General features: G+C 58.8%; 23 protein-coding genes and 1 pseudogene. 18 read left to right on the forward strand and 6 right to left on the reverse strand.

The window, feature by feature from the left end; translation table 11 throughout:
• Positions 1 to 42 precede the first annotated feature (42 nt).
• Positions 43 to 1605: an alkyl hydroperoxide reductase subunit F gene (gene ahpF, locus F753_RS43470; RefSeq protein ID WP_023446446.1), complete on the reverse strand. Its 1563-nt coding sequence runs from the start codon at positions 1603 to 1605 to the stop codon at positions 43 to 45.
• 655 nt (positions 1606 to 2260) lie between these two features.
• Positions 2261 to 2464 carry an OST-HTH/LOTUS domain-containing protein gene (locus tag F753_RS50325; RefSeq protein ID WP_209320153.1) on the reverse strand — a complete coding sequence of 68 codons (204 nt, stop codon included), beginning with the start codon at positions 2462 to 2464 and terminating at the stop codon, positions 2261 to 2263.
• Between the two features lie 36 nt (positions 2465 to 2500).
• Between F753_RS50325 and F753_RS43480 the strand changes: the two genes are divergently transcribed.
• Both F753_RS43480 and F753_RS49625 read left to right on the forward strand, forming a co-directional pair.
• Positions 2501 to 3651 (forward strand): IS3 family transposase gene (locus F753_RS43480; RefSeq protein WP_156924045.1). Its coding sequence is split into 2 segments (ribosomal slippage): positions 2501 to 2744 and positions 2744 to 3651, totalling 1152 coding nucleotides; the frame shifts between segments, so codons are not numbered across the junction.
• Between the two features lie 238 nt (positions 3652 to 3889).
• Positions 3890 to 4264 (forward strand): annotated as a pseudogene (locus F753_RS49625) (Mu transposase domain-containing protein); the annotation flags it as partial.
• A 285-nt stretch (positions 4265 to 4549) separates the two neighbouring features.
• Here F753_RS49625 and gyrB read toward each other — a convergent pair.
• The 4 genes from gyrB to dnaA are packed head-to-tail and all read right to left on the reverse strand — an operon-like array spanning position 4550 to position 10665.
• On the reverse strand, positions 4550 to 6964 hold the full coding sequence (gyrB, locus tag F753_RS43485) for a DNA topoisomerase (ATP-hydrolyzing) subunit B (protein ID WP_023446448.1): 2415 nt from the start codon (positions 6962 to 6964) through the stop codon (positions 4550 to 4552).
• Positions 6961 to 8073 (reverse strand): DNA replication/repair protein RecF, encoded by a 1113-nt coding sequence (gene recF, locus F753_RS43490; protein WP_014818480.1) that lies wholly within the window; start codon positions 8071 to 8073, stop codon positions 6961 to 6963. The genes gyrB and recF overlap by 4 nt, the downstream gene beginning before the upstream one ends.
• A 9-nt stretch (positions 8074 to 8082) precedes the next feature.
• Positions 8083 to 9186 carry a DNA polymerase III subunit beta gene (gene dnaN, locus F753_RS43495; protein ID WP_023446449.1) on the reverse strand — a complete coding sequence of 368 codons (1104 nt, stop codon included), beginning with the start codon at positions 9184 to 9186 and terminating at the stop codon, positions 8083 to 8085.
• Between the two features lie 33 nt (positions 9187 to 9219).
• Positions 9220 to 10665 (reverse strand): chromosomal replication initiator protein DnaA, encoded by a 1446-nt coding sequence (gene dnaA, locus F753_RS0125200; protein ID WP_031298177.1) that lies wholly within the window; start codon positions 10663 to 10665, stop codon positions 9220 to 9222.
• Positions 10666 to 11180: 515 nt separating this feature from the next.
• On the opposite strand from dnaA, the gene rpmH reads away from it, so the two are divergent.
• The 16 genes from rpmH to atpG all read left to right on the forward strand — a co-directional run bounded on the left by rpmH (position 11181) and on the right by atpG (position 25065).
• Positions 11181 to 11315 carry a 50S ribosomal protein L34 gene (gene rpmH, locus F753_RS43500; protein WP_003290924.1) on the forward strand — a complete coding sequence of 45 codons (135 nt, stop codon included), beginning with the start codon at positions 11181 to 11183 and terminating at the stop codon, positions 11313 to 11315.
• Positions 11316 to 11329: 14 nt separating this feature from the next.
• Positions 11330 to 11725 (forward strand): ribonuclease P protein component, encoded by a 396-nt coding sequence (rnpA, locus tag F753_RS43505; RefSeq protein WP_023446451.1) that lies wholly within the window; start codon positions 11330 to 11332, stop codon positions 11723 to 11725.
• Positions 11718 to 11963 carry a membrane protein insertion efficiency factor YidD gene (yidD, locus tag F753_RS43510; RefSeq protein WP_023446452.1) on the forward strand — a complete coding sequence of 82 codons (246 nt, stop codon included), beginning with the start codon at positions 11718 to 11720 and terminating at the stop codon, positions 11961 to 11963. The genes rnpA and yidD overlap by 8 nt, the downstream gene beginning before the upstream one ends.
• A 2-nt stretch (positions 11964 to 11965) precedes the next feature.
• Positions 11966 to 13636, forward strand: a complete 1671-nt coding sequence (yidC, locus tag F753_RS43515; protein WP_023446453.1) for a membrane protein insertase YidC — start codon at positions 11966 to 11968, stop codon at positions 13634 to 13636.
• Positions 13637 to 13708: 72 nt separating this feature from the next.
• On the forward strand, positions 13709 to 15076 hold the full coding sequence (mnmE, locus tag F753_RS43520) for a tRNA uridine-5-carboxymethylaminomethyl(34) synthesis GTPase MnmE (RefSeq protein ID WP_023446454.1): 1368 nt from the start codon (positions 13709 to 13711) through the stop codon (positions 15074 to 15076).
• Positions 15077 to 15561: 485 nt separating this feature from the next.
• Positions 15562 to 17454, forward strand: a complete 1893-nt coding sequence (gene mnmG / locus F753_RS43525) for a tRNA uridine-5-carboxymethylaminomethyl(34) synthesis enzyme MnmG (RefSeq protein ID WP_023446455.1) — start codon at positions 15562 to 15564, stop codon at positions 17452 to 17454.
• Positions 17454 to 18101: a 16S rRNA (guanine(527)-N(7))-methyltransferase RsmG gene (rsmG, locus tag F753_RS43530; RefSeq protein WP_014822276.1), complete on the forward strand. Its 648-nt coding sequence runs from the start codon at positions 17454 to 17456 to the stop codon at positions 18099 to 18101. Before mnmG ends, rsmG begins: the two co-directional genes overlap by 1 nt.
• Before the next feature lie 18 nt (positions 18102 to 18119).
• Positions 18120 to 18908 (forward strand): ParA family protein, encoded by a 789-nt coding sequence (locus tag F753_RS43535; protein ID WP_014822275.1) that lies wholly within the window; start codon positions 18120 to 18122, stop codon positions 18906 to 18908.
• A gap of 9 nt (positions 18909 to 18917) precedes the next feature.
• Positions 18918 to 19790, forward strand: coding sequence for a ParB/RepB/Spo0J family partition protein (locus F753_RS43540; RefSeq protein ID WP_014822274.1), 873 nt, complete (start codon positions 18918 to 18920; stop codon positions 19788 to 19790).
• Between the two features lie 127 nt (positions 19791 to 19917).
• Positions 19918 to 20322, forward strand: coding sequence for a F0F1 ATP synthase subunit I (locus F753_RS43545; protein ID WP_371104282.1), 405 nt, complete (start codon positions 19918 to 19920; stop codon positions 20320 to 20322).
• A gap of 14 nt (positions 20323 to 20336) precedes the next feature.
• Complete coding sequence (gene atpB / locus F753_RS43550; RefSeq protein ID WP_023446456.1) at positions 20337 to 21191, forward strand: F0F1 ATP synthase subunit A; 855 nt, start codon at positions 20337 to 20339, stop codon at positions 21189 to 21191.
• Positions 21192 to 21248: 57 nt separating this feature from the next.
• The gene (gene atpE, locus F753_RS43555; protein ID WP_003290909.1) at positions 21249 to 21476 is read left to right on the forward strand and encodes a F0F1 ATP synthase subunit C; all 228 of its coding nucleotides are present in this window, start codon (positions 21249 to 21251) and stop codon (positions 21474 to 21476) included.
• Between the two features lie 92 nt (positions 21477 to 21568).
• On the forward strand, positions 21569 to 22039 hold the full coding sequence (locus F753_RS43560; protein WP_014822271.1) for a F0F1 ATP synthase subunit B: 471 nt from the start codon (positions 21569 to 21571) through the stop codon (positions 22037 to 22039).
• A gap of 12 nt (positions 22040 to 22051) precedes the next feature.
• Positions 22052 to 22588 carry a F0F1 ATP synthase subunit delta gene (locus tag F753_RS43565; RefSeq protein ID WP_003291824.1) on the forward strand — a complete coding sequence of 179 codons (537 nt, stop codon included), beginning with the start codon at positions 22052 to 22054 and terminating at the stop codon, positions 22586 to 22588.
• A gap of 15 nt (positions 22589 to 22603) precedes the next feature.
• Positions 22604 to 24148: a F0F1 ATP synthase subunit alpha gene (atpA, locus tag F753_RS43570; RefSeq protein ID WP_003291823.1), complete on the forward strand. Its 1545-nt coding sequence runs from the start codon at positions 22604 to 22606 to the stop codon at positions 24146 to 24148.
• 50 nt (positions 24149 to 24198) lie between these two features.
• Positions 24199 to 25065, forward strand: coding sequence for a F0F1 ATP synthase subunit gamma (gene atpG / locus F753_RS43575; RefSeq protein WP_014822269.1), 867 nt, complete (start codon positions 24199 to 24201; stop codon positions 25063 to 25065).
• Positions 25066 to 25089 lie beyond the last annotated feature (24 nt).

Below are 25089 nucleotides of genomic sequence, written 5' to 3' on the forward strand. Positions count from 1 at the left end.
GAGCAACCTCGCGGCTGCTCCCCTTCTTTATTGCGCTTCGATTCAGGCCGGCGCGGACGACCGGATCAGGTGATCGAAGGCGCTCAGCGAGGCCTTGGCGCCTTCGCCGACGGCGATCACGATCTGCTTGTACGGCACCGTGGTCACGTCGCCGGCAGCAAACACACCGGGGATGCTGGTCTGGCCCTTGGCGTCGACGATGATCTCGCCGAAGCGTGACAGCTCCAGGGTGCCCTTGAGCCATTCGCTGTTGGGCAGCAGGCCGATCTGCACGAAGATGCCTTCCAGCTCGACGTTGTGCAGCTCGTCGTTAGTGCGGTCCTTGTAGACCAGGCCGGTGACCTTTTGGCCGTCGCCCTTGACCTCGGTGGTCTGCGCCATCTTCAGCACGCGGACGTTGGGCAGGCTGTTGAGCTTGCGCTGCAGCACCGCGTCGGCACGCAGTTCCTCGCCGAACTCGAGCAGGGTCACGTGAGCGACGATGCCGGCCAGGTCGATGGCCGCTTCCACGCCGGAGTTACCGCCACCGATCACTGCCACGCGCTTGCCCTTGAACAGCGGGCCGTCGCAGTGCGGGCAGTAGGCGACGCCACGGCCGCGGTATTCCTGCTCGCCGGGCACGTTCATTTCGCGCCAGCGCGCGCCGGTGGCGAGGATCAGGGTCTTGGCCTTGAGCTCGCCGCCGTTCTCGAACTGCACGCGATGCAGGCCGTCGTCGCCGGCCGGGATCAGCTGGCTGGCGCGCTGCAGGTTCATGATGTCGACCTCGTACTCGCGCACGTGCTCTTCCAGCGCGCGGGCCAGTTTCGGGCCTTCGGTTTCCTTCACCGAGATGAAGTTCTCGATGGCCATGGTGTCGAGCACCTGACCGCCGAAGCGCTCGGCGGCGACACCGGTGCGGATGCCCTTGCGCGCCGCGTAGATGGCCGCTGCGGCGCCGGCCGGGCCACCGCCGACCACCAACACGTCGAAGGCGTCCTTGGCCTTGAGCTTCTCGGCGTCACGGGCGCTGGAGCCGGTATCGAGCTTGGCGAGGATCTCTTCCTCACTCATGCGACCCTGGGTGAACAGCTCGCCGTTGAGGTAGATGCTCGGCACCGACATGATCTGACGGGCTTCGACTTCGTCCTGGAACAGTGCGCCGTCGATGGCGACGTGCTTGATGTTCGGGTTGAGCACGGCCATCAGGTTCAGCGCCTGGACCACGTCCGGGCAGTTCTGGCAAGACAGCGAGAAGTAGGTTTCGAAGCTGTAGTCGCCATCCAGCGCCTTGATCTGCTCGATCACCTCCGGCGCCGTCTTCGACGGGTGGCCGCCGACCTGCAGCAGGGCCAGCACCAGCGAGGTGAATTCGTGGCCCATGGGGATGCCGGCAAAACGCAGGCTGATGTTGCCGCCGATGCGATTGAGCGAGAACGACGGCTTGCGTGCATCGTCACCGTCGGTCTTGAGGGTGATCTTGTCGCTGAGGCCGGCGATGTCCTGCAGCAGGCTCAGCATTTCCCGGGATTTCTCGCCGTCATCGAGGGACGCGACGATCTCGAAGGGCTGGGTGACCTTCTCCAGGTAGGCTTTCAACTGGGTCTTGAGATTGGTGTCCAACATTGGCAACTGTCCTCGTGAACTATGGTGGCCCGGAGGGCTCGGTAAGGTGATGAACCTCGAATGAGGCAACCTTACGCCGGAAGGGGTCTATTTCGAAATTGATTAAAACAGTCAGTTCGATTTAGACAACCTATCCCTAAAAACAAAAACCCCGACCTTGTGAGTCGGGGTTGTGTTTTGTTGCCTTGGTCTGGAACGGCGGCGAATGTCGACGGGCAACAAACCTGTCATTCACCACACAGTAAAATCAATGACTTACGCGCGAAATGGGCACGATTATTGGCATGATTGAGCCAGATAAAGTGGCATTTTTCGTCGAAATGACCGGAATAAATGGCATTTTCCGTAAGCCCTCACAGGAGAGCACTACAAACCAAGGTAACCGCCACCTGGCGCGGGTCGGTATGGATTGACACCGTGTCAATGAAACTCAGCTTAGGGAGGACGGCAAATTGATGGAAGCCCCGTCCGTCGAGGGCTTCAGGCCTATCGTCCCTTGGCCTTCACCCCAAAGATGGGACAGTCGCACGCCGCTAAAGCTTGAGGCATGCCCAGGCACCTGACTATGGATGACTGATACGGCTAGCTGTATCCCTGGCTCTCGAATCATCTACAGCGCTCAGCGATTCAAGCTGAAGTGGCCTCAGCCAATAGGTCAGGCCACTGAAGTGACAAATCGTCTCTTGTACCGAATCTGAGGGTGATGGTTGACTCGCTTCATCTCGAAAAGATCGATGGCCGCAAAAAGGTCTACCAGCCTTGGATAGCCGTAGTTCCGGGCATCGAACGATGCCTGATTACCAATCCGACTACCCACTGTCGCTAGAGAAGCCTGAATCGCCCCTAGTTTCGTAGACACCTCCAGACCTCATAATATGGCCTATTAGGAGGTGCCATGAGCAACCCGCGTTATCCCGAAGAATTCAAAATCGAAGCAGTCAAACAGGTGACCGAACGAGGTCTGCCAGTGGCTGAGGTCGCTGCTCGTTTGGGCATGTCGACCCACAGCCTGTATGCCTGGGTTAAACGCTACAGCAAGCCTCAAGAGCAGCGCGCGCAAGAGGACGATCAACACGCTGAACTACGCCGTCTGCGTGCTGAACTCAAGCGCGTGACTGAAGAGCGAGACATCCTAAAAAAGGCCGCCGCGTACTTTGCCAAGGAGTGCGGCTGAAGTACGCTTTCATCAACCGGCTATCCGCTGACTATTCGGTTCGCCGCCTGTGCCTAACGCTGAAAGTACATGCCAGCGGTTACTACGCGTGGCTGGCTGAACCGAAGTCGGCACGAGCCAAGGATGATCAACGCCTGCTTGGACTGATCAAGCACGCGTGGCTAGAGAGCGGCGGTGTGTACGGCTACCGCAAAATCCACGACGACCTGCGTGAGCTTGGAGAAGCATGCGGCAAACATCGTGTTGCTCGACTGATGCGCTTGGAAGGGCTGCGCTCACAGACAGGGTATCGTCGTCGACCGGGCCGCTATGGTGGTAAGCCTCCAGCGGCCTCACCGAATCATCTGGAGCGCCGATTCAATGTCACCGAACCCAACAAGGTCTGGGTAACGGACATCACCTACATCCGCACCTATGAGGGCTGGTTGTATTTGGCGGTGGTGCTCGATCTGTTCTCGCGACAGGTAATCGGTTGGTCAATGAAACCGCAGATGACCAGCGATCTGGCTATTGATGCGTTGCTGATGGCAGTTTGGCGGCGTAAGCCAAAGCAGGAGGTGATGATTCACTCAGATCAGGGGAGCCAGTTCAGCAGCGGCGACTGGCAGAGCTTCCTGAAAGCCAACAACTTACTTGGCAGTATGAGTCGGCGCGGCAATTGCCATGACAACGCAGTAGCGGAAAGCTTTTTCCAGCTGCTGAAGCGGGAACGGATCAGGCGAAAAATCTATAGCACCAGGCAAGACGCACGCGCTGATGTGTTCGACTACATCGAGATGTTTTACAACCCAAAACGCCGACACGGTTTCAACAACCAGCTGTCACCGGTAGAGTTTGAGAAGCGACATTTACTGAGCCTGGAAAGTGTCTAAGAAATCCGGGGCGATTCACATTTCTAGTGTTTAACGATATTTTTCAGAACCAGCTAGTTCTTAGCTCTAGCTAGGTTTCGACGGGCGACAAAGCTTTTATTCACCAATCTGTGGATTCCACGCCGACTCGGACACCCAATCCACAGCCATTCGAAGACTTTTCAGACAGGCAGCTACGCAGGACTCTTCCTACCATCGGCCTATTTTTCGAAGCGAAGAGGTCGGCGGGTAGAGCGTTAAACCACTCGACAAGGCCATAGCAGAGGTCAGTGTTCAGGTGGTTTAGCACTGGATACTCGCTGTCCTGCGCAACCGCCAATTATTCTCCCTGGACGAACTCAGCAGCGCCATCTCGGCCAGCTTGAGCAGCTCAATCGGCGACCGTTTCGCAAACTACCAGGAACCCGGTATTCGGCTTTCGAGGCCCTGGATATCCCGGTACTGCATCCGCTACCGGAGCAGCCCTATGTCTATACCGTGGGGAAAAGGCCCGAGCGCACATCGACTACCACTTTGAGGTCGACGGCCATTACTACTCGGTGCCGAATCAGTCGGTGGAGAAGCAGCTGAGGTGCGCCTGTCGTTCCGCACAGTGGAGTGCTTCCACGCCAATCCTGGGTGGCCAGTTGTGCTCGCCGCACAAGGGCCTTTACTGGATATATTTTCGATCAGCGCCAAAAACTAACAGGGTTAACAATGCGAATGGTGCAAAGCTGGCACACCAAATACCCGCTCTTCCTCCCTTACCTACACCTATGCCACTTGCATATTCACAAATAAAAACCCCGCAAGCCCAGAGACTGCGGGGTTTCAGGTCAACAATCCGTTGCCGGTTAACTTTGCAGATGTCGGCTAACTTTGGAGAAAGTGCCTATTAACTTCAACGACCTCCAGCGGATCAGAAGTCCAGATTAGACACTGCCAGAGCGTTGGTTTCGATGAAGTCGCGGCGCGGTTCAACTGCATCGCCCATCAGGGTATTGAAGATCTGATCTGCACCAATGGCATCTTCGATCGTCACTTTCAACATGCGCCGTACGTTTGGATCCATGGTGGTTTCCCACAGTTGATCCGGGTTCATCTCGCCCAGTCCCTTGTATCGCTGAACGCTGTGGCGGCGCGTGCCTTCGGTCATCAACCATTCCAGCGCTTGCTTGAAGGTGGATACCTGCTTTTTGCGCTCACCGCGCTGAACATAGGCTCCCTCTTCGAGCAGGCTGTTCAGCTTCTCACCGAGAGCAGTTACCGTCCGGTAATCGTTGCTGGCGAAGAAATCACGGTTGAAGGTGATGTAGCTGGCCAGGCCGTGGGAGCTAATCTCGACTTCCGGTAGCCACAGGTGGCGCTCTTTGTCTTCACGCAAGCTGACGTTGTAGATCAAACCGGAGCGTTCACCGACCTTGAGTTGCGCGCTGTACTGCTCCAGCCAGGCCTGCATCGCGGTGTGATCGGCCAACTGCTCTACTGAAACACGCGGCAGGTAGATGAAGTGTTCAGTCAACTCCAACGGATACAGACGCGATAGGCGCTGCAGAGTTTTCATCACCGTACGGTAATCGTTGACCAGCTTCTCCAGCGCTCCACCAGAAAGGCCTGGGGCATGCTCATTGACGTGCAGGCTGGCGTCTTCCAGGGCCGACTGGGTGAGGTATTCCTCCATCGCCTCGTCGTCCTTGATGTACTGCTCCTGCTTGCCACGCTTGACCTTATAGAGCGGCGGCTGGGCGATATATACATAGCCGCGCTCGATCAGCTCAGGCAGCTGACGGAAGAAGAAGGTCAACAGCAGCGTCCGGATGTGCGAACCGTCGACGTCGGCGTCGGTCATGATGATGATGTTGTGATAGCGCAGCTTGTCGATGTTGTACTCTTCACGCCCGATACCACAGCCCAGAGCAGTAATCAGGGTGCCCACTTCCTGGGATGAGATCATCTTGTCGAAACGCGCCTTCTCGACGTTAAGGATCTTGCCCTTGAGCGGCAAAATTGCTTGAGTCTTGCGGTTACGACCTTGCTTGGCCGAGCCACCCGCAGAATCACCCTCCACTATGTAGAGTTCGGAAAGCGCGGGATCCTTTTCCTGGCAGTCAGCAAGTTTGCCCGGCAGGCCGGCGATATCCAGAGCGCCTTTACGACGGGTCATTTCCCGAGCCTTGCGCGCAGCCTCGCGAGCACGGGCGGCATCAATCATCTTGCCGACCACGGCCTTGGCCTCGCCCGGATGCTCGAGGAGGAAATCACCAAAGTACTTGCCCATCTCCTGTTCCACGGCCGTTTTCACTTCCGAGGAAACCAGTTTGTCCTTGGTCTGCGAGCTGAACTTAGGATCCGGAACCTTCACCGAAATGATCGCAGTCAGGCCTTCGCGGGCATCGTCGCCGGTAGTGGCGATCTTGTGCTTCTTGGCCAGACCTTCCTGCTCGATGTAGGAATTCAGGTTTCGCGTCAGCGCGGAGCGGAAGCCGGCCAGGTGAGTACCACCGTCACGCTGGGGAATATTGTTGGTAAAGCAGAGAATATTCTCGTTAAAGCTGTCGTTCCACTGCAGCGCCACCTCGACACCAACGCCGTCGTCACGCTGAACGTTGAAGTGGAATACCTCGTTGACGGGGGTTTTGTTTGTGTTCAGGTAAGCAACGAACGCGCTCAGACCGCCCTCGTACTTGAACAGCTCTTCCTTGGCGGTACGCTCGTCCCGCAGGACGATACCGACCCCCGAGTTCAGGAATGACAGTTCGCGCAGACGCTTGGCTAGAATATCCCAGCTGAAATGGATGTTCTGGAAGGTCTCGGACGACGGCTTGAAGTGAATCTGTGTACCCGAGGTATCAGTTTCACCTACCGGAGCCAGAGGTGCCTGGGGCACGCCATGACGGTAGAGCTGTTCCCAGACCTTGCCCTCGCGGCGGATGGTCAGCATCAACTCCTCGGACAGCGCATTGACCACCGAAACACCTACGCCGTGGAGTCCACCGGATACCTTGTAGGAGTTGTCATCGAACTTACCGCCGGCGTGCAGCACGGTCATGATGACCTCTGCCGCCGAAACACCTTCCTCATGGATATCCACCGGAATGCCGCGACCGTTGTCGCGAACGGTGATGGATTCATCGGTATGGATGGTGATGGAGATGTCGCTGCAATGCCCGGCCAGCGCTTCGTCGATCGAGTTATCGACGACCTCGAAGACCATGTGATGCAAACCTGTGCCGTCGTCGGTATCGCCGATGTACATGCCAGGGCGCTTGCGCACTGCATCAAGGCCTTTGAGTACCTTGATGCTCGACGAATCGTACGTGTGGTTTTCGCTCATGCCTTCACTCCCGAGGGGCCGTGGATCTGGGTAATTTGCCCATGTTCCACGTGAAACATTGAGACTGGCGTCTGTTCATGCCAGCCTTCTTGCAAAATGGATGAATCTACGCAGGTGATAAACACCTGACAGTTAAGTTGCTCAAGCAACTTGCACAGCGCCAACCTATGTTGGGCGTCCAGTTCTGACGGCAGGTCGTCGACAAGATAGATGCACTGACCGCGCTTGGTTTCGCTAACCAGATGGCCCTGAGCAATACGCAATGCACACACCACCAATTTCTGCTGGCCGCGCGATAGCACTTCAGCCGCGTTGTGATTGCCAACCTTCAATCGCAGATCCGCACGCTGCGGCCCGGATTGGGTGTGCCCTAACGACCTATCCCGTTCCAGCGAAGACGCCAGCACATCAGCCAAGGAGCGGTCTTTATCCCATCCCCTGTAATAACTCAGCTTCAGGCCGTCCAAGTCGAGCAAGGCCGCGAGGGTCGATTCAAATACGGGTTTAAGTGCCTGAATATAGGCCCGTCGATATCCGTCAATTTCATCGCTGGCCAGTGTCAGTTCTCGGCTCCAGGCCGCATCCGAAGCGCCGTCCAGTGTACCATGCCGCAGCCACGAGTTCCGTTGCCGGAGTGCCTGCTGCATGCGCAGCCAGGCTGGCATGAACCGATGTTCCACGTGGAACACGCCCCAATCAAGAAACTGCCTACGTAATTTCGGTGCGCCTTCGAGAAGGCGAAAACTATCCGGATTGATCAGTTGCAAAGGCAGCGTATCGGCAAGCTCCGCGGCTGACCTGACCCCTTGCCCATCGATACGGATCCGGACATCACCGCTACGATCCCGGGAAACCCCCAACGCACGACTGTGCTGATCTGGCAGTTCAACTTGACCAAAAACGGTGCACGCTGATTGTTCATAGGTGATGACGGGGTTCAGCCGAATGCTACGAAACGAGCGCGCCAGCCCGAGCAGGTGAATGGCTTCGAGCAGGCTGGTTTTTCCGCTACCGTTATCGCCGAACAGGATGTTGATTCGAGAGGAGGGAGATAACGTCACCGGGTGCAGATTGCGGACCCCGGTGACGGAAAGACGACTGAGGGACATGAAGCTGGTTTACAGACGCATCGGCATCACGACATATGCGGAATCGTCGTTATCGAATTCCTGAACCAGAGCACTGCTGTTCGCGTCAGACAGAATCAGACGCACCTGTTCGGTGGTCATCACGCCCAGCACATCGAGCAGATAGCTGACGTTGAAACCGATCTCCAACGAACTGCCGTTGTAGTCGACCGCAACCTCTTCCTCAGCTTCTTCCTGTTCGGGGTTGTTCGCCTGAATCTTCAATAGCCCACTTTCCAGCTGCAGACGAATGCCGCGGTACTTTTCGTTGGAGAGAATCGCCGTGCGACTGAACGCTTCACGCAGCAACTGACGATCTCCTACCACAAGCTTGTCGCCACCACGCGGCAGTACGCGCTCATAGTCCGGGAACTTGCCGTCCACCAGCTTGGAGGTGAAGGTGAACTCGCCAGTGGTGGCGCGAATATGGTGCTGGCCCAGAACGATGCTGACCTCGGCGTCCTGATCGTTGAGCAGCCGCGCGAGCTCGAGGATACCCTTACGCGGCACGATGACCTGATGCCGATCGGGTTGCTCGATCCCCGCCTGCATCGAGCACATCGCCAGGCGGTGGCCGTCCGTCGCTACCGCGCGCAGCATTCCGCTTGAAACTTCGATGAGCATACCGTTGAGGTAGTAGCGAACGTCCTGCTGCGCCATGGCAAAGCTGCTGCGCTCGATCAGCTTGCGCAGCTTGCCCTGTTCGACGGTGAAGGAAAGCGAACCTGGGCCTTCTTCAACCGTAGGGAAGTCATTGGCCGGCAAAGTTGAAAGGGTAAAGCGGCTGCGGCCGGACTTGATAACAACCTTCTGATCATCGAGACGGATATTGATCAGCGCATCGCTCGGCAGGCTCTTGCAAATGTCCATGAGTTTGCGCGCCGGAACGGTGATCTCGCCTGGCTCGGCGGCCTCTTCAAGGACAACACGGCCGACCAGTTCGACTTCGAGATCGGTACCGGTCAGCGACAATTGCTGTCCTTGCACCACAAGCAGTACGTTGGACAGCACCGGCAAGGTCTGACGGCGCTCAACGACGCCAGCAACCAGCTGCAGGGGTTTCAACAGGGCTTCGCGCTGAATGGAGAAATGCATGGTCTGGTCCCTTGCCTATAGATTAGGTCGCACTCAGGTTGTCAAAGTTCGCAGCAAATTCTTGTAATCTTCACGTATATCCGCGTCAGTTTCCCGTAGTTCGGCGATCTTACGGCAAGCATGCAGAACCGTGGTGTGATCCCGCCCACCGAACGCGTCGCCGATCTCAGGGAGGCTGTGGTTGGTCAGCTCCTTGGACAGGGCCATGGCCACCTGCCGCGGTCGGGCGACCGATCGCGATCGCCGCTTCGAGAGCAAGTCGGATATCTTGATCTTGTAGTATTCGGCCACGGTGCGCTGGATATTGTCGACGCTGACCAGTTTATCCTGCAACGCCAGCAAGTCCTTCAGCGATTCGCGAATCAGTTCGATCGTGATATCGCGCCCCATGAAGTGAGCATGGGCGATGACCCGCTTCAGCGCTCCTTCGAGTTCACGGACGTTCGAACGGATCCGCTGGGCAATGAAGAAAGCCGCGTCGTGGGGCAGGTCCACCTTCGCCTGGTCCGCCTTCTTCATCAGGATCGCTACACGAGTCTCAAGCTCGGGCGGCTCGACGGCAACGGTCAGACCCCAGCCAAAACGCGATTTCAGACGTTCCTCAAGGCCGTCGATTTCCTTGGGATAGCGGTCACTAGTGAGAATGACCTGCTGGCCACCTTCGAGCAGCGCGTTGAAGGTGTGAAAGAACTCTTCTTGCGAACGCTCTTTTTTGGCGAAGAACTGGATATCGTCGATCAGCAGCGCATCGACCGAGCGATAGAAGCGCTTGAACTCGTTGATGGCATTGAGCTGCAGTGCCTTGACCATATCGGCCACGAAGCGCTCGGAGTGCAGGTAAACCACTTTGGCGTTGGGGTTCTTCTTCAGCAGGTGATTACCCACTGCATGCATCAGGTGAGTCTTACCCAGGCCAACACCGCCGTACAGAAAAAGCGGGTTGTAGCCATGCTTGGGATTGTCGGCAACCTGCCAGGCAGCGGCTCGTGCCAACTGGTTGGACTTGCCCTCGACGAAGTTTTCGAAGGTAAAGGTCCGGTTCAGGTAGCTGGTGTGCTTGAGCCCACCCTCGACCTGCACGGCACGCTCGACACGCGGCTGCTCGGGTTCACTGGTGTCAGCCGACAACGGCTCGAAGCGTGGCGCCTGCATGGCCGGCGCAGGCGCGCTTACTGCCATTTGCTGTGGCTGAGCACGTGCAGCAGCAGCCGAAGGAAGAGCGGCGGATGACGTCCGTTTACTGCCTATAAGGAGAGAAAGCGCCGGAGCGATTCCGCTTGAACGCTCCGACAGCAGTTCCAACAATCGGGAAAGGTACTTTTCGTTGACCCAGTCGAGCACGAAGCGATTGGGCGCATAGACGCGCAGCTCATCACCATCGCCTTCCACCTGTAGTGGACGAATCCATGTGTTGAATTGCTGAGCAGGCAGTTCATCGCGCAAAAGCTCAACACACTGCTGCCAAAGTTCCACCGACACGGAAGCTCCTATCGACTCAGTCGAGGTAAGACGGCGGCCATTGTAACGGCACGCCCTCAGGTTATCCACAACAAACCTGAAGCGCAGGACGGAATACCCTAGGTCTGGTCAACCACTCAACGCATGGAAAAGCATTGTCGCCAAGTCTGTTGATAAATACCCCTGAGGGCAGTGGTCAAGCCTGTTCAAAAGCACTGATTAACACCGCCTGTGGATATCTTGAGTTTTAATCCCCAGTTTGCGCAGAGCCTCTGCACGGGGTGAGCACCGCTTTCGCACCAAGTTTGCATCCGCGGGAGCGCCCGTCTCCTAAGGTCTGTAGCCATCTATCCACAGAAAAGGTGCTGCACATATATAAGCATTACATCTTAAGAGCTTATATTTCTTTTCTTCTTATTTTTTTCATCCATGCAGGGCTGGTTGGAAATTGACCTGGCTCGATAGCTTCTCTACAATCGCCGGTCTCTTAAAAGGGGGCCATTCCGGCCCGCAATGGATCACCAGGTAAACGCACCATGAAACGCACTTTCCAGCCCAGCACCATCAAGCGCGCTCGTACTCACGGTTTCCGTGCACGTATGGCCACCAAGAACGGTCGTCAGGTTCTGTCGCGTCGTCGCGCCAAAGGCCGTAAGCGTCTGACCGTCTGATATCGGAACAGGTAGTGAGTCGGGGCTTCGGCCGGGAAAAGCGTCTGCTGACTCCCCGCCAATTCAAGGCAGTCTTCGACTCCCCTTCCGGTAAGGTGCCTGGCAGGAACGTCCTGCTGTTGGCACGCGAGAACGATCTGCAACACCCCCGCCTTGGGCTGGTGATCGGCAAGAAAAGCGTCAAGCTCTCGGTCGAACGTAACCGCATCAAGCGGCAGATACGTGAGACCTTCCGCCATCACCAGTCGGATCTGGTGGGCTGGGACATCGTGATCATCGCCCGCAAGGGATTGGCTGATCTGGACAATCCCGAACTGGCGAAGCAATTCGCCAAGCTCTGGAAGCGACTGTCACGCAGCCCATCCAAGACCTCCGTCGAACCTGGAGCCGCCAACAGCACCCATGCGTAAATTGGCCATCGCTTCGATCAGGGTCTACCAGTACGCCATCAGTCCGATGATGGCCAGTCACTGCCGTTTCTATCCAAGCTGCTCCTGCTATGCACTCGAGGCCATCGAAACTTATGGCCTGTTGCGTGGCGGCTGGCTGAGCCTGCGCAGGTTGGGGCGCTGCCATCCGTGGAATCCCGGTGGCTACGATCCCGTGCCTTCTCATAACACTTCCAATTCATCTCCGATGGCCGAGTAACCATGGATATCAAACGCTCGATACTGCTCGTCGCTCTAGCAGTCGTTGCCTACCTGATGGTTCTTCAATGGAATCAGGACTACGGTCAGGCTGCCCTGCCGACCGAAACCGCGCAAAGCCAGCCGGGCGTACCGGCTCTTCCGGATAGCCCCGCCGCCAACAGCGAAAGCACCGCTGGCGATGTGCCCGCGGTTGCCGGCCAGCAACAGGCCAGCGCCCTGCCGGCTAATGCGCCGAGCAGCCAGCTGATTCGTGTGCGCAGCGACGTGCTTGACGTGGCCATCGATCCGCGCGGTGGCGACATCGTCGAACTGCATCTGCCGCAGTACCCGCGTCGTCAGGATCGTCCCGATGTGCCGTTCCAACTGTTCGAGCGTAGTGGTGAGCGAGTCTATGAAGCACAAAGCGGCCTGATCGGCGACGGCCCGGACAAGGCCAGCGGGCGTCCTCAGTACAGCAGTGAGAAAAGCGAGTACCAACTGGCCGAAGGTCAGGATCAGGTGGTCGTCGATCTGAAATACAATGCTGATGGCGTCAACTACATCAAGCGTTTCACCCTCGAGCGCGGTAACTATGCGCTGAAGGTGAACTACCTGATCGACAACCAGAGCGGTCAACCCTGGACCGGTTACCTGTTCGGTCAGCTCAAGCGCGACAACAGCGGCGATCCCTCCTCAAGCACCGCCACTGGCACCGCTACCTACCTTGGCGCTGCGCTGTGGACCAAGGACGAGCCGTATCGTAAGGTCTCCATGGGCGACATGGATGAAAGCAACCTGCGTGAAAGCGTGCAGGGTGGCTGGATCGCCTGGCTGCAACATTATTTCGTCACCGCCTGGATTCCTCAGCCGGACGATACCAACCAGGTGCAGACGCGCAAGGATAGCCAGGGCAACTACATCATCGGCTTCACCGGCCCCGCTGTTACCGTACCTGCCGGCGCACAGGGCGAGACAGGCGCCACGCTGTATGCCGGCCCGAAGAGCCAGGACAAGCTGGAAGAACTGTCCCCCGGTCTGCGTCTGACCGTCGACTACGGCATCCTCTGGTTCATCGCTCAGCCGATCTTCTGGCTGCTGGAAAACATCCACGCGCTGCTGGGCAACTGGGGCTGGTCGATCATCGTTCTGACCATCGTCATCAAGCTCGCCTTCTTCCCGCTCTCCGCGGCGAGCTACAGGTCGATGGCGCGCATGCGCGCGGTGTCGCCGAAAATGCAGGCGCTGAAGGAACAGCATGGCGACGACCGCCAGAAGATGTCCCAGGCGATGATGGAGCTGTACAAGAAGGAAAAGATCAATCCGCTGGGCGGCTGCCTGCCGATCCTGGTGCAGATGCCGGTATTCCTGGCCCTGTACTGGGTCCTGCTGGAAAGCGTCGAGATGCGCCAGGCGCCCTGGATGTTCTGGATCACCGACCTTTCGATCAAAGACCCGTTCTTCATCCTGCCGATCATCATGGGCGTGACCATGTTCATCCAGCAGCAGCTGAACCCGACACCGCCGGATCCGATGCAGGCGCGAGTGATGAAGCTGCTGCCGGTGATCTTCACCTTCTTCTTCCTCTGGTTCCCTGCCGGTCTGGTGCTGTACTGGGTGGTCAACAACGTCCTGTCCATCGCCCAGCAGTGGTACATTACCCGCAAGATCGAGGCCGCGGCGAAGCCCGCCTGACGCCTCAACCGCCAATGCAGAACGCCCCTTGATTGGGGCGTTCTGCTATCTGCCGTCCAGAAAGGAGGCCGCATGAATCCAGTTCGCGACACCATTGCCGCCGTCGCTACCGCGCCGGGGCGCGGAGGAGTAGGCATCGTTCGGGTATCAGGGCCACGGTCCAAGGCTATCGCCATTACCCTGACCGGCCGTGAGCCAACGCCGCGGCATGCACATTACGGTGCATTTCACGCAGACGACGGCGAGGTGATCGACGAAGGCCTGCTACTGTTCTTTCCGGGACCGCATTCGTTCACCGGTGAGGACGTACTCGAACTGCAGGGGCATGGCGGCCCGGTTGTCATGGATATGCTGCTGCAGCGCTGCGTCGAACTCGGCGTTCGTCTGGCTCGGCCAGGCGAATTCAGTGAACGCGCATTCCTTAACGACAAGCTCGATCTTGCCCAGGCCGAGGCGATCGCCGACCTTATCGAAGCGAGTTCGGCGCAGGCCGCGCGCAATGCGGTGCGTTCGCTACAGGGCGAATTCTCTCGCCGCGTGCATCAGTTGACCGAAAGATTGATTCAGCTGCGTATCTATGTCGAAGCGGCGATCGATTTTCCCGAAGAAGAGATCGACTTCCTCGCCGATGGGCATGTCCTGGCACAATTGGATGCCGTGAAAGCCGAGTTATCCACAGTGCTGCGCGAAGCCGGGCAGGGCGCCTTGCTGCGCGACGGAATGACCGTGGTGATCGCAGGGCGCCCCAACGCCGGCAAGTCCAGTCTGCTCAACGCACTGGCGGGCCGTGAGGCCGCCATTGTCACCGATATTGCCGGCACCACCCGCGATGTCCTGCGCGAACACATCCTGATCGACGGCATGCCGCTGCATGTCGTCGATACCGCGGGCCTACGCGATACCGAAGATCAGGTCGAGCGGATCGGTGTGCAGCGCGCGCTCAGCGCCATCGGCGAAGCGGACAGGGTACTCCTGATGGTCGATGCCAGTGCGCCTGAGGCGCAGGACCCACTAGCCCTTTGGCCGGAGTTTCTCGAATCCAACCCTGCGCCGAACCGGGTGACGCTGATTCGGAACAAGGCTGACCTGAGCGGTGAGCCGATCTCGATTCGCTTCGACGACAACGGACAGGCAACCCTGAGCCTGTGCGCACGATCCGGCGAAGGTATCGAGTTGTTGCGCGAACACCTCAAGCAGTGCATGGGCTACGAGCAGACCGCTGAAAGCAGCTTCAGCGCCCGACGTCGCCATCTGGACGCACTGCGTCTGGCTGATCAGTATCTGGAGCATGGCCATGCCCAACTGACGCTGGCCGGCGCCGGTGAGCTGCTGGCAGAGGATCTGCGCCTGGCACAACAAGCACTCGGTGAGATCACAGGCGCGTTCAGCTCAGACGACCTGCTCGGGCGAATCTTCTCGAGCTTCTGCATCGGCAAATGACACTGCACGGGCGCTAACCACGCCCGCCCCCTTTCATGCACAACGCTACGCTGAAAATTCGTGGCGATGGCATTCGGCTGCCGAAAATTCCCGCCATGAGCCCTGTGGAAAAGGCCGCCTAAGGGCAGTAGAAAAGTCATGGCGTAAGCTGGTGAAAAACCCCTCTGTGCATAAGATTAACTTTAATCCACAGGATGCTGACGGTATTCACACCGTCAGCGCCCAGCCGCAGCACAGGTTTATCCTTCGCCACAAGGAAGGCCTGCCGAGGGCTCCACGTGCTTATCCACAGAAATGAGCTTCACCATTTATAAACACATAAATAAGCTTCTTATATATTTCTTCTCTATTTCTAATGTTTATCCACCGACTCGCCTCCGCCAGATGGTTGGTCATTTTTTGCTCAGAGCCCTTCTTTAGCACTGGCTAAATCCCTATACTTCGCGGCTTCCCGAATTCCCATCTGAACAGGCACGAGGTGCGTGGTGGACTTCCCTTCCCGTTTTGACGTGATCGTTATCGGCGGCGGCCATGCCGGCACCGAGGCTGCGCTTGCAGCGGCACGCATGGGCGTGAAGACCCTGCTGCTCAGCCACAATGTGGAAACCCTTGGCCAGATGAGCTGCAACCCAGCCATCGGTGGCATCGGCAAGAGTCATCTGGTCAAGGAAATCGATGCGTTGGGTGGGGCCATGGCGATGGCTACCGACAAGGGTGGCATCCAGTTTCGCGTGCTCAACAGCCGCAAGGGGCCAGCCGTTCGAGCTACCCGAGCGCAAGCTGACCGCGTGCTCTACAAAGCTGCTATTCGTGACGCTCTGGAAAACCAGCCGAACCTGTGGATATTTCAACAGGCGGCGGACGACCTGATCGTCGAGCAGGATCAGGTCCGGGGTGTCGTGACCCAGATGGGTCTGCGTTTCCTCGCGGATTCCGTGGTGCTGACCACCGGGACTTTCCTCGGTGGACTTATCCACATTGGCCTGCAGAACTATTCAGGCGGGCGCGCAGGCGATCCGCCTTCGATCGCCTTGGCTAACCGGCTGCGCGAGTTGCCGCTGCGCGTCGGTCGGCTGAAGACCGGTACGCCGCCACGTATCGATGGTCGTTCGGTGGATTTTTCTCTTATGACCGAGCAACCGGGCGACACACCGCTGCCGGTGATGTCATTCATGGGCAATCGTGAGCAACACCCGCCGCAGGTCAGCTGCTGGATCACTCACACCAACGCGCGAACGCACGAAATCATTGCCGCCAACCTCGATCGTTCGCCGATGTATTCCGGCGTGATCGAGGGCGTCGGCCCGCGCTACTGCCCGTCGATCGAAGACAAGATCCATCGTTTTGCCGACAAGGACAGCCATCAGGTCTTCCTCGAGCCCGAAGGCCTGACCACTCATGAGCTGTATCCCAACGGCATCTCCACCTCGTTGCCGTTCGATGTGCAGCTGCAGATCGTGCAGAGCATCCGTGGCATGGAGAACGCCCACATCGTGCGGCCGGGCTATGCCATCGAGTACGACTACTTCGACCCGCGCGATCTCAAGTACAGCCTGGAGACCAAGGTAATCGGCGGGCTGTTCTTCGCCGGCCAGATCAATGGCACCACCGGTTACGAAGAAGCTGGTGCCCAGGGACTGCTCGCCGGAACCAACGCTGCGCTGCGGGCGCAGGGCAAGGACAGCTGGTGTCCGCGTCGCGATGAGGCCTACCTAGGCGTGCTGGTCGATGACCTGATTACCCTCGGTACCCAGGAGCCCTATCGGATGTTCACCTCGCGTGCCGAATACCGGCTGATCCTGCGCGAGGACAATGCCGATCTTCGTCTGACCGAGAAGGGCCGCGAACTGGGGCTGGTGGACGATGCCCGCTGGGCTGCGTTCTGCGACAAGCGCGAAGGTATCGAGCTTGAGGAGCAGCGCCTGAAGAGTTGCTGGGTTCGTCCCGGCACACCACAGGGCGATGCCATCGCCGAGCGCTTCGGCAGCCCGCTGGCTCGCGAGTACAACCTGCTCAATCTACTGGCCCGCCCGGAAATCGATTACCAGAGCCTGATCGAACTGACCGGTGACGGTGCGCAGGATCCTCAGGTCGCCGAGCAGGTCGAGATCAAGACCAAGTACGCCGGCTACATCGAACGGCAGCAGGACGAGATCGAACGACTGCGTGCCAGCGAAAACATCGCCTTGCCGGAGAATCTCGACTACACGACGATTCCGGGCTTGTCGAAGGAGATTCAGCACAAGCTCGGTCAGGCAAGGCCTGAGACGCTCGGGCAGGCCTCGCGTATTCCGGGAGTCACTCCCGCTGCGGTGTCGCTGCTGATGATTCATCTGAAGAAGCGCAATGCCGGCCAGCAGCTGGAGCAGAGCGCCTGATGAGTCTGGTCAGCGAATCCCATGCCGCCGAACTCGTGCGCGGCGCCCAGGCGCTCGGCGTCGAGCTGAGTGAAGGGCAACAGCAGCAGTTGCTGGCCTACCTGGCACTGCTGATCAAGTGGAACAAGGCCTACAACCTCACCGCGGTGCGCGATCCCGACGAAATGGTTTCGCGACACCTGCTCGACAGCCTGAGCGTGGTGTCCTTCGTTGCCGAGTCCGGACAGACCTGGCTGGACGTCGGCAGCGGTGGTGGCATGCCTGGCGTGCCGCTGGCAATCATGTTTCCTGATCGCAGCTTCACGCTGCTGGACTCCAATGGGAAAAAAACGCGATTCCTGACGCAGGTGAAGCTGGAGCTGAAACTGGCCAACCTCGAAGTCGTGCATAGCCGCGTCGAGCAGTTCCAGCCGGCGGAAGCCTTCGACGGCATCACCTCGCGCGCCTTCAGTTCCCTTGAGGACTTCGCCAGCTGGACGCGGCATCTGGGCAATACCCAGACGCGCTGGTTGGCGATGAAGGGCGTGCAGCCGGACGACGAACTGCAACGGCTGCCCGCCGACTTCCGCCTCGATGCCTGTCACGTACTCAAGGTTCCCGGTTGCCAAGGCCAGCGCCATCTGCTGATACTGCGCCGCACTTCATGACCCGGACAGACACTGACCATGGCTAAAGTTTTCGCCATTGCCAACCAGAAGGGCGGTGTCGCCAAGACCACCACCTGCATCAACCTTGCGGCTTCGCTGGTTGCCACGCGCCGTCGCGTGCTTCTGATCGATCTCGACCCCCAGGGCAACGCCACCACTGGTAGCGGTGTGGACAAGCTCGGGCTGGAGTACTCGATCTACGACGTACTGATCGGCGAATGCAGCCTGGTGGATGCCATGCAGTTCTCCGAGCATGGCGGCTATCAGTTGCTGCCGGCCAATCGCGACCTGACCGCGGCGGAAGTGGCCCTGCTGAATCTGCCGGCCAAGGAAAAACGCCTGCGTGAAGCACTGGCACCGGTGCGGGAGAACTACGACTACATCCTCATCGATTGCCCGCCGTCGCTGTCGATGCTGACCATCAACGCACTGGCTGCGTCGGACGGCGTCATCATTCCCATGCAGTGCGAGTATTACGCGCTCGAAGGGCTTACCGATCTGGTCAATTCGATCCAGCGTATCGGCCAGGCGCTCAACCCCAGCCTGAAGATCGAAGGCCTGCTGCGCACCATGTACGACCCGCGCAGCAGTCTGACCAACGATGTATCCGAACAGCTCAAGGCGCATTTCGGCGACAAACTCTACGACACCGTTATCCCGCGCAACGTCCGGCTCGCCGAGGCCCCCAGCCACGGCATGCCGGCGCTGGTCTACGACAAGCAATCCAAGGGCGCTCTGGCCTATCTGGCCCTGGCCGGTGAACTGTCGCGACGCCAGCGCCAGTCGGCGCGTGGCGCCCCCGCATAAGGACTACTCATGGCGACCAAGAAAAGAGGCCTAGGCCGTGGACTCGACGCCCTGCTCGGCGGCGCCAGCGTTTCGGCAATGCAGGAAGAGGCTGCGAAGGTCGATACCCGTGAACTCCAGCACCTGCCGCTGGACCTGATCCAGCGCGGCAAGTACCAGCCGCGCCGCGATATGGACCCGCAGGCCCTGGAGGAGCTGGCCCAGTCGATCAAGAACCACGGCGTGATGCAGCCGATAGTGGTGCGTCCCGTCAGCGGTGGCCGTTTCGAGATCATCGCCGGTGAACGTCGCTGGCGCGCCAGCCAGCAGGCCGGGTTGGAGAAGGTGCCGGCGCTGGTTCGCGAAGTGCCGGACGAGGCGGCCATTGCCATGGCGCTGATCGAGAACATCCAGCGCGAAGACCTGAATCCGATCGAGGAAGCCGTCGCGCTGCAGCGCTTGCAACAGGAGTTCCAGCTGACCCAACAGCAAGTTGCCGACGCGGTAGGCAAGTCGCGTGTCTCGATAAGCAATTTGCTGCGCCTGATTGCGCTGCCGGAAGAGATCAAGACGCTGCTGTCACACGGCGACCTGGAGATGGGCCACGCGCGAGCATTGCTAGGTCTGCCGGCGGAACAGCAGGTCGAGGGCGCGCGGCACGTTGTCGCACGTGGGCTGACCGTGCGCCAGACCGAAGCCCTGGTGCGTCAGTGGTTGAGCAGCAAGGAAACACCGAAAGCCGAAGTCAAGGTCGACCCGGACATCAGCCGTCTGGAGCAGCGCCTGGCGGAACGCCTGGGCTCTCCGGTGCAGATCAAGCACGGACAGAGGGGCAAAGGGCAGCTGGTGATCCGCTACAGTTCGCTGGATGAACTGCAGGGTGTATTGGCCCACATCCGCTGATACAAATTGTTTGTAGTGCCGGTCGGAAAATACTACCGGAGAGTTGAACCCTGGCTGGCCTGCTCCTATACTCGCCGCGCTTTTTTGACTGCGGACAATTATTTACGCGGCCTGCTACAGCGATGGAATTCAGGTGAACATACGCAACAGAACACCCTTCCATCGCCTTCCGGCATTTCGCGTATTGCTGATGCAGGCAATGGTCGTAGTAGTGACCGCTGTCTCATGTGGCCTGGTTTTTGGTATGGTCGCCGGCTACTCCGCGCTGTGCGGTGGTTTGATTGCGCTGTCAGCGAACGTGTATTTCGCGTACAAGGCCTTTCGTTACTTTGGCGCACGTTCGACTCAGGCGATCATCCAGTCGTTCTGGTCTGGCGAGATGGGTAAACAGATTCTGGCAGCAGCGCTTTTTGCGTTGGTGTTCGTGGGAGTGAAACCGCTGGAACCGATCGCCTTGTTTGCCGGCTATCTGCTGGTTCTGGGTGTCGGAGCAAGCGCGCTCCTGCTGATGAAAAACAATCCGAAGCATTGAGCATTGAGGCGTTTATGGCGAGTACCCCCGCTGAATATATCCAGCACCACCTGCAAAACCTCACCTACGGCAAGCTGCCGGCAGGTTACGAGCGTGCTGATGGCTCCGTTCTCGATCAGGCCACCTGGACCATCGCTCAGACGGGTCTGGAAGCTCGTGACATGGGCTTCATGGCATTCCACCTGGATACCCTCGGCTGGTCGCTGCTGATGGGCGCCATCTTCATCCTGCTGTTCCGCAGCGCCGCCAAGTCCGCCACGACCGGTGTACCGGGCAAGCTGCAGAACTTCGTCGAGATGTGCGTCGAATTCGTCGAAGGCGTGGTGAAGGACACCTTCCACGGCCGCAATGCTCTGATCGCTCCGCTGGCGCTGACCATCTTCGTCTGGGTGTTCCTGATGAACAGCCTGAAGTGGATTCCGGTCGACTACATCCCTGGGCTGGCCAGCCTGCTGGGCCTTCCGGCGTTCAAGATCGTGCCAACCGCCGACCCGAACGGTACCTTCGGTCTGTCGCTCGGCGTGTTCATCCTGATCCTCTTCTACAGCGTCAAGGTCAAGGGTTTCGGTGGCTTCAGCAAGGAGCTGGCGTTCACTCCGTTCAACCACTGGTCGCTGGTGCCGTTCAACCTGTTCCTCGAGATTCTCGGCCTGCTGACCAAGCCGCTCAGCCTCGCGCTGCGTCTGTTCGGCAACATGTATGCCGGTGAGGTGGTGTTCATCCTCATCGCTCTGCTGCCGTTCTACGTGCAGTGGACCCTGAATGTGCCTTGGGCGATCTTCCATATCCTGGTGATCCCGCTTCAGGCCTTCATCTTCATGGTACTGACGGTGGTGTACCTGAGCTCTGCCCATGAAGAACATCACTGAAAACCGCTAACGCTTTAACCGAAAAACCTTAACCCCCCTTAGCTTCAGGAGCTTTACATGGAACTCGTCTACATCGCCGCCTCCATCATGATCGGTCTGGGTGCCCTGGGCACCGGTATTGGCTTCGCCCTGCTGGGCGGCAAACTGCTGGAATCCACTGCTCGTCAGCCTGAGCTGGCTCCCCAGCTGCAAACCAAAACCTTCCTGATGGCCGGCCTGCTCGACGCCGTGCCGATGATCGGCGTTGGTATCGCGATGTACCTCATCTTCGTTGTCGCCGGTTAATCACTTTCCGGTTTGAGATGGGGTTCGCCGGGCGAGCCCCGTCGCCGTGGAATGACTCCCGCGTTGAACGAGATAGCACGAGGTAAATCGCTGTGAACATTAACTTGACGCTGTTCGGTCAAACGCTCGCCTTCGCTATCTTCGTCTGGTTCTGCATGAAGCTCGTCTGGCCGCCAATCACGGCAGCCATGGCAGCACGCCAGAAGAAGATCGCTGAAGGACTGGATGCGGCAGGCCGTGCGCAGCAAGACCTGAAACTGGCTCAGGACAAGGTGTCCAACACCCTCCGCGAGACCAAGGAGCAGGCAGCCCAGATCATCGAGCAGGCGAACAAGCACGCCAATGCGATCATCGAGGAAGCCAAGCAGCAGGCACGTGTCGAAGGCGAGCGACTGGTCGCCGGCGCCCGCGCCGAGATCGAACAGGAAGTGAACCGTGCCAGGGACCAACTGCGCAATCAGGTAGCGGCTCTTGCCGTCGCCGGTGCAGAGAAGATCCTGGAGTCCCAGGTGGACGCCAAGGTGCACAACGAGCTGGTCGAAAAACTGGCCTCCCAACTCTAAGCGAGGCAAGCGATGATCAATACCCAGACGCTTGCTCGGCCTTACGCGAAAGCCGCTTTCGAGTTTGCCAGCGCCGCAGGAACGACCGAGTCCTGGTCGAAAATGCTGAACCTGGCCGCCATCGCTGTTGAAGTCCCAGAAGTCGCAGCGTTGCTGAACGACCCCCGCCTGACCAGCGAAAGCAAGGTCCAGGGGCTGGTGCGTCTACTCGGTGACGACGCCGACGAAGCTTTCCGCAACTACGTCCAGACCCTTGGCGAGAACGATCGCCTGTCGGTACTGCCGACCGTGTGGGAGCTGTACGAGGACATCAAGGCGCAAGCCGAGAAAACGCTCGAGGCAGAAGTTGAAACCGCCTTCGAGCTCAGCAACGAGCAACTCCAAACTTTGGCTGCCGCCCTGTCGAAGCGGCTAGATCGCACCGTCAACCTCCAGCAGGCCGTGAATCCTGCGCTGATCGGCGGCGTGTTGATTCGCGCCGGTGATGTGGTTGTCGACGGTTCGGTCCGCGGCAAACTGAGCCAGTTGGCCGAATCGTTGAAATCCTGATTTGAGGGTCATGGCATGCAGCAACTGAATCCTTCCGAGATTAGTGAAATCATCAAGCAGCGCATCGAGAAATCGAATGTCGCTGCTCAAGCCCGTAATGAGGGCACCGTCGTCAGCGTTTCTGACGGTATCGTACGTATCTACGGTCTGGCCGACGTCATGTACGGCGAAATGATCGAGTTCCCTGGCGGCATCTTTGGTATGGCACTGAACCTGGAGCAGGACTCCGTAGGTGCCGTGGTTCTGGGTAACTACCTGGGCCTGACCGAAGGCATGAGCGCCAAGTGCACCGGCCGCATCCTTGAAGTTCCGGTTGGTCCGGAACTGCTGGGCCGCGTTGTCGACGCACTGGGTAACCCGATTGATGGCAAAGGCCCGATCAACGCTCAGGCAACTGACGCGGTCGAGAAGGTTGCGCCGGGCGTGATCTGGCGTAAGTCCGTCGACCAGCCGGTGCAGACCGGTTACAAGTCGGTCGACGCCATGATCCCGGTAGGCCGTGGCCAGCGTGAGCTGATCATCGGCGACCGTCAGATCGGCAAGACCGCCCTGGCCATCGACGCCATCATCAACCAGAAGAACAGCGGCATCCGCTGCGTTTACGTTGCCATTGGTCAGAAGCAGTCGACCATCGCCAACGTGGTTCGCAAGCTGGAAGAGCACGGCGCGCTGCACAACACCATCGTTGTTGCTGCGTCCGCCTCCGAATCCGCTGCCCTGCAGTACCTGGCGCCTTACGCTGGTTGCACCATGGGCGAGTACTTCCGCGACCGCGGTGAAGACGCGCTGATCGTGTATGACGATCTGTCCAAGCAGGCCGTGGCATACCGCCAGATCTCCCTGCTGCTGCGTCGTCCGCCGGGACGTGAAGCCTATCCGGGCGACGTGTTCTATCTCCACAGCCGTCTGCTGGAGCGTGCGTCGCGCGTTTCCGAAGAGTATGTCGAGAAGTTCACCAACGGTGCCGTAACTGGCAAGACCGGCTCGCTGACCGCTCTGCCGATCATCGAAACCCAGGCGGGCGACGTTTCCGCGTTCGTTCCGACCAACGTGATTTCCATCACCGACGGTCAGATCTTCCTGGAATCGGCCATGTTCAACGCAGGTATCCGTCCGGCCGTCAACGCCGGTATCTCGGTATCCCGTGTTGGTGGTGCTGCTCAGACCAAGATCGTCAAGAAGCTGTCTGGTGGTATCCGTACCGCTCTGGCTCAGTACCGTGAACTGGCTGCGTTCGCGCAGTTCGCTTCCGACCTCGACGAAGCGACCCGCAAGCAGCTGGAGCATGGTCAGCGCGTTACCGAGCTGATGAAGCAGAAGCAGTACGCGCCGATGTCCATCGCCGACATGTCCCTGTCCCTGTACGCCGCCGAGCGCGGTTTCCTGACGGACGTGGAAGTGGCCAAGGTTGGCGCCTTCGAGCAGGCCCTGATCGCCTTCTTCAACCGCGAGTTCGCCGATCTGATGGCGAAGATCAACGTGAAGGGTGACTTCAATGACGAAATCGACGCAGGCCTGAAGGCCGGTATCGAGAAGTTCAAGGCCACTCAAAGCTGGTAAGCCGCAGCGGGAGCCGTGAGGCTCCCGCCTGCTAACCCGATAGGTGTCAAATGGCAGGCGCAAAAGAGATTCGCAGCAAGATTGCGAGCATCAAAAGCACGCAGAAGATCACCAGCGCCATGGAAAAGGTGGCGGTCAGCAAGATGCGCAAGGCACAGATGCGCATGGCTGCCAGCCGCCCTTATGCGGAGCGGATCCGGCAGGTAATCGGCCATCTGGCCTTTGCCAACCCGGAATACCGTCATCCGTTCATGGTAGAGCGTCCGGTCAAGCGTGTCGGCTACATCGTCGTGTCGACCGATCGTGGTCTTTGCGGTGGCCTGAACATCAACCTGTTCAAGGTCCTGATCAAGAACATGAAGGAGTGGCACGATCAGAAGGTCGAAGTCGACCTCTGCGTGATCGGCAACAAAGGCGCGAGCTTCTTCCGCAGCTTCGGCGGCAACGTCGTCGCAGCGATCGGCAACCTCGGCGAAGAGCCGTCGATCAATGATCTGATCGGCAGCGTCAAGGTCATGCTGGACGGCTTCCACAATGGCCGTATCGATCGCTTGTACCTGGTATCCAACAAGTTCATCAACACCATGACCCAGAAGCCCACGGTCGACCAACTGCTGCCGCTGGCCGCAGACGAGAACGCCGAGCCGGTCAAGAAAGGTCAGTGGGACTACCTCTACGAGCCGGACGCCCAGCAGCTGCTGGATGCTCTGCTGGTACGGTTCATCGAGTCCCAGGCCTATCAGGCGGTGGTTGAGAACGGCGCAGCCGAACAGGCCGCGCGGATGATTGCCATGAAGAACGCAACCGACAACGCCGGTGAGCTGATCGGCGACCTGCAACTGGTCTACAACAAGGCCCGTCAGGCTGCGATCACTCAGGAAATTTCGGAAATCGTCGGCGGCGCTGCCGCGGTTTAAGAACGGTTCAAATATTCAGAGGAA

Source organism: Stutzerimonas chloritidismutans AW-1 (assembly GCF_000495915.1).
GTDB classification, from domain to species: domain Bacteria; phylum Pseudomonadota; class Gammaproteobacteria; order Pseudomonadales; family Pseudomonadaceae; genus Stutzerimonas; species Stutzerimonas chloritidismutans.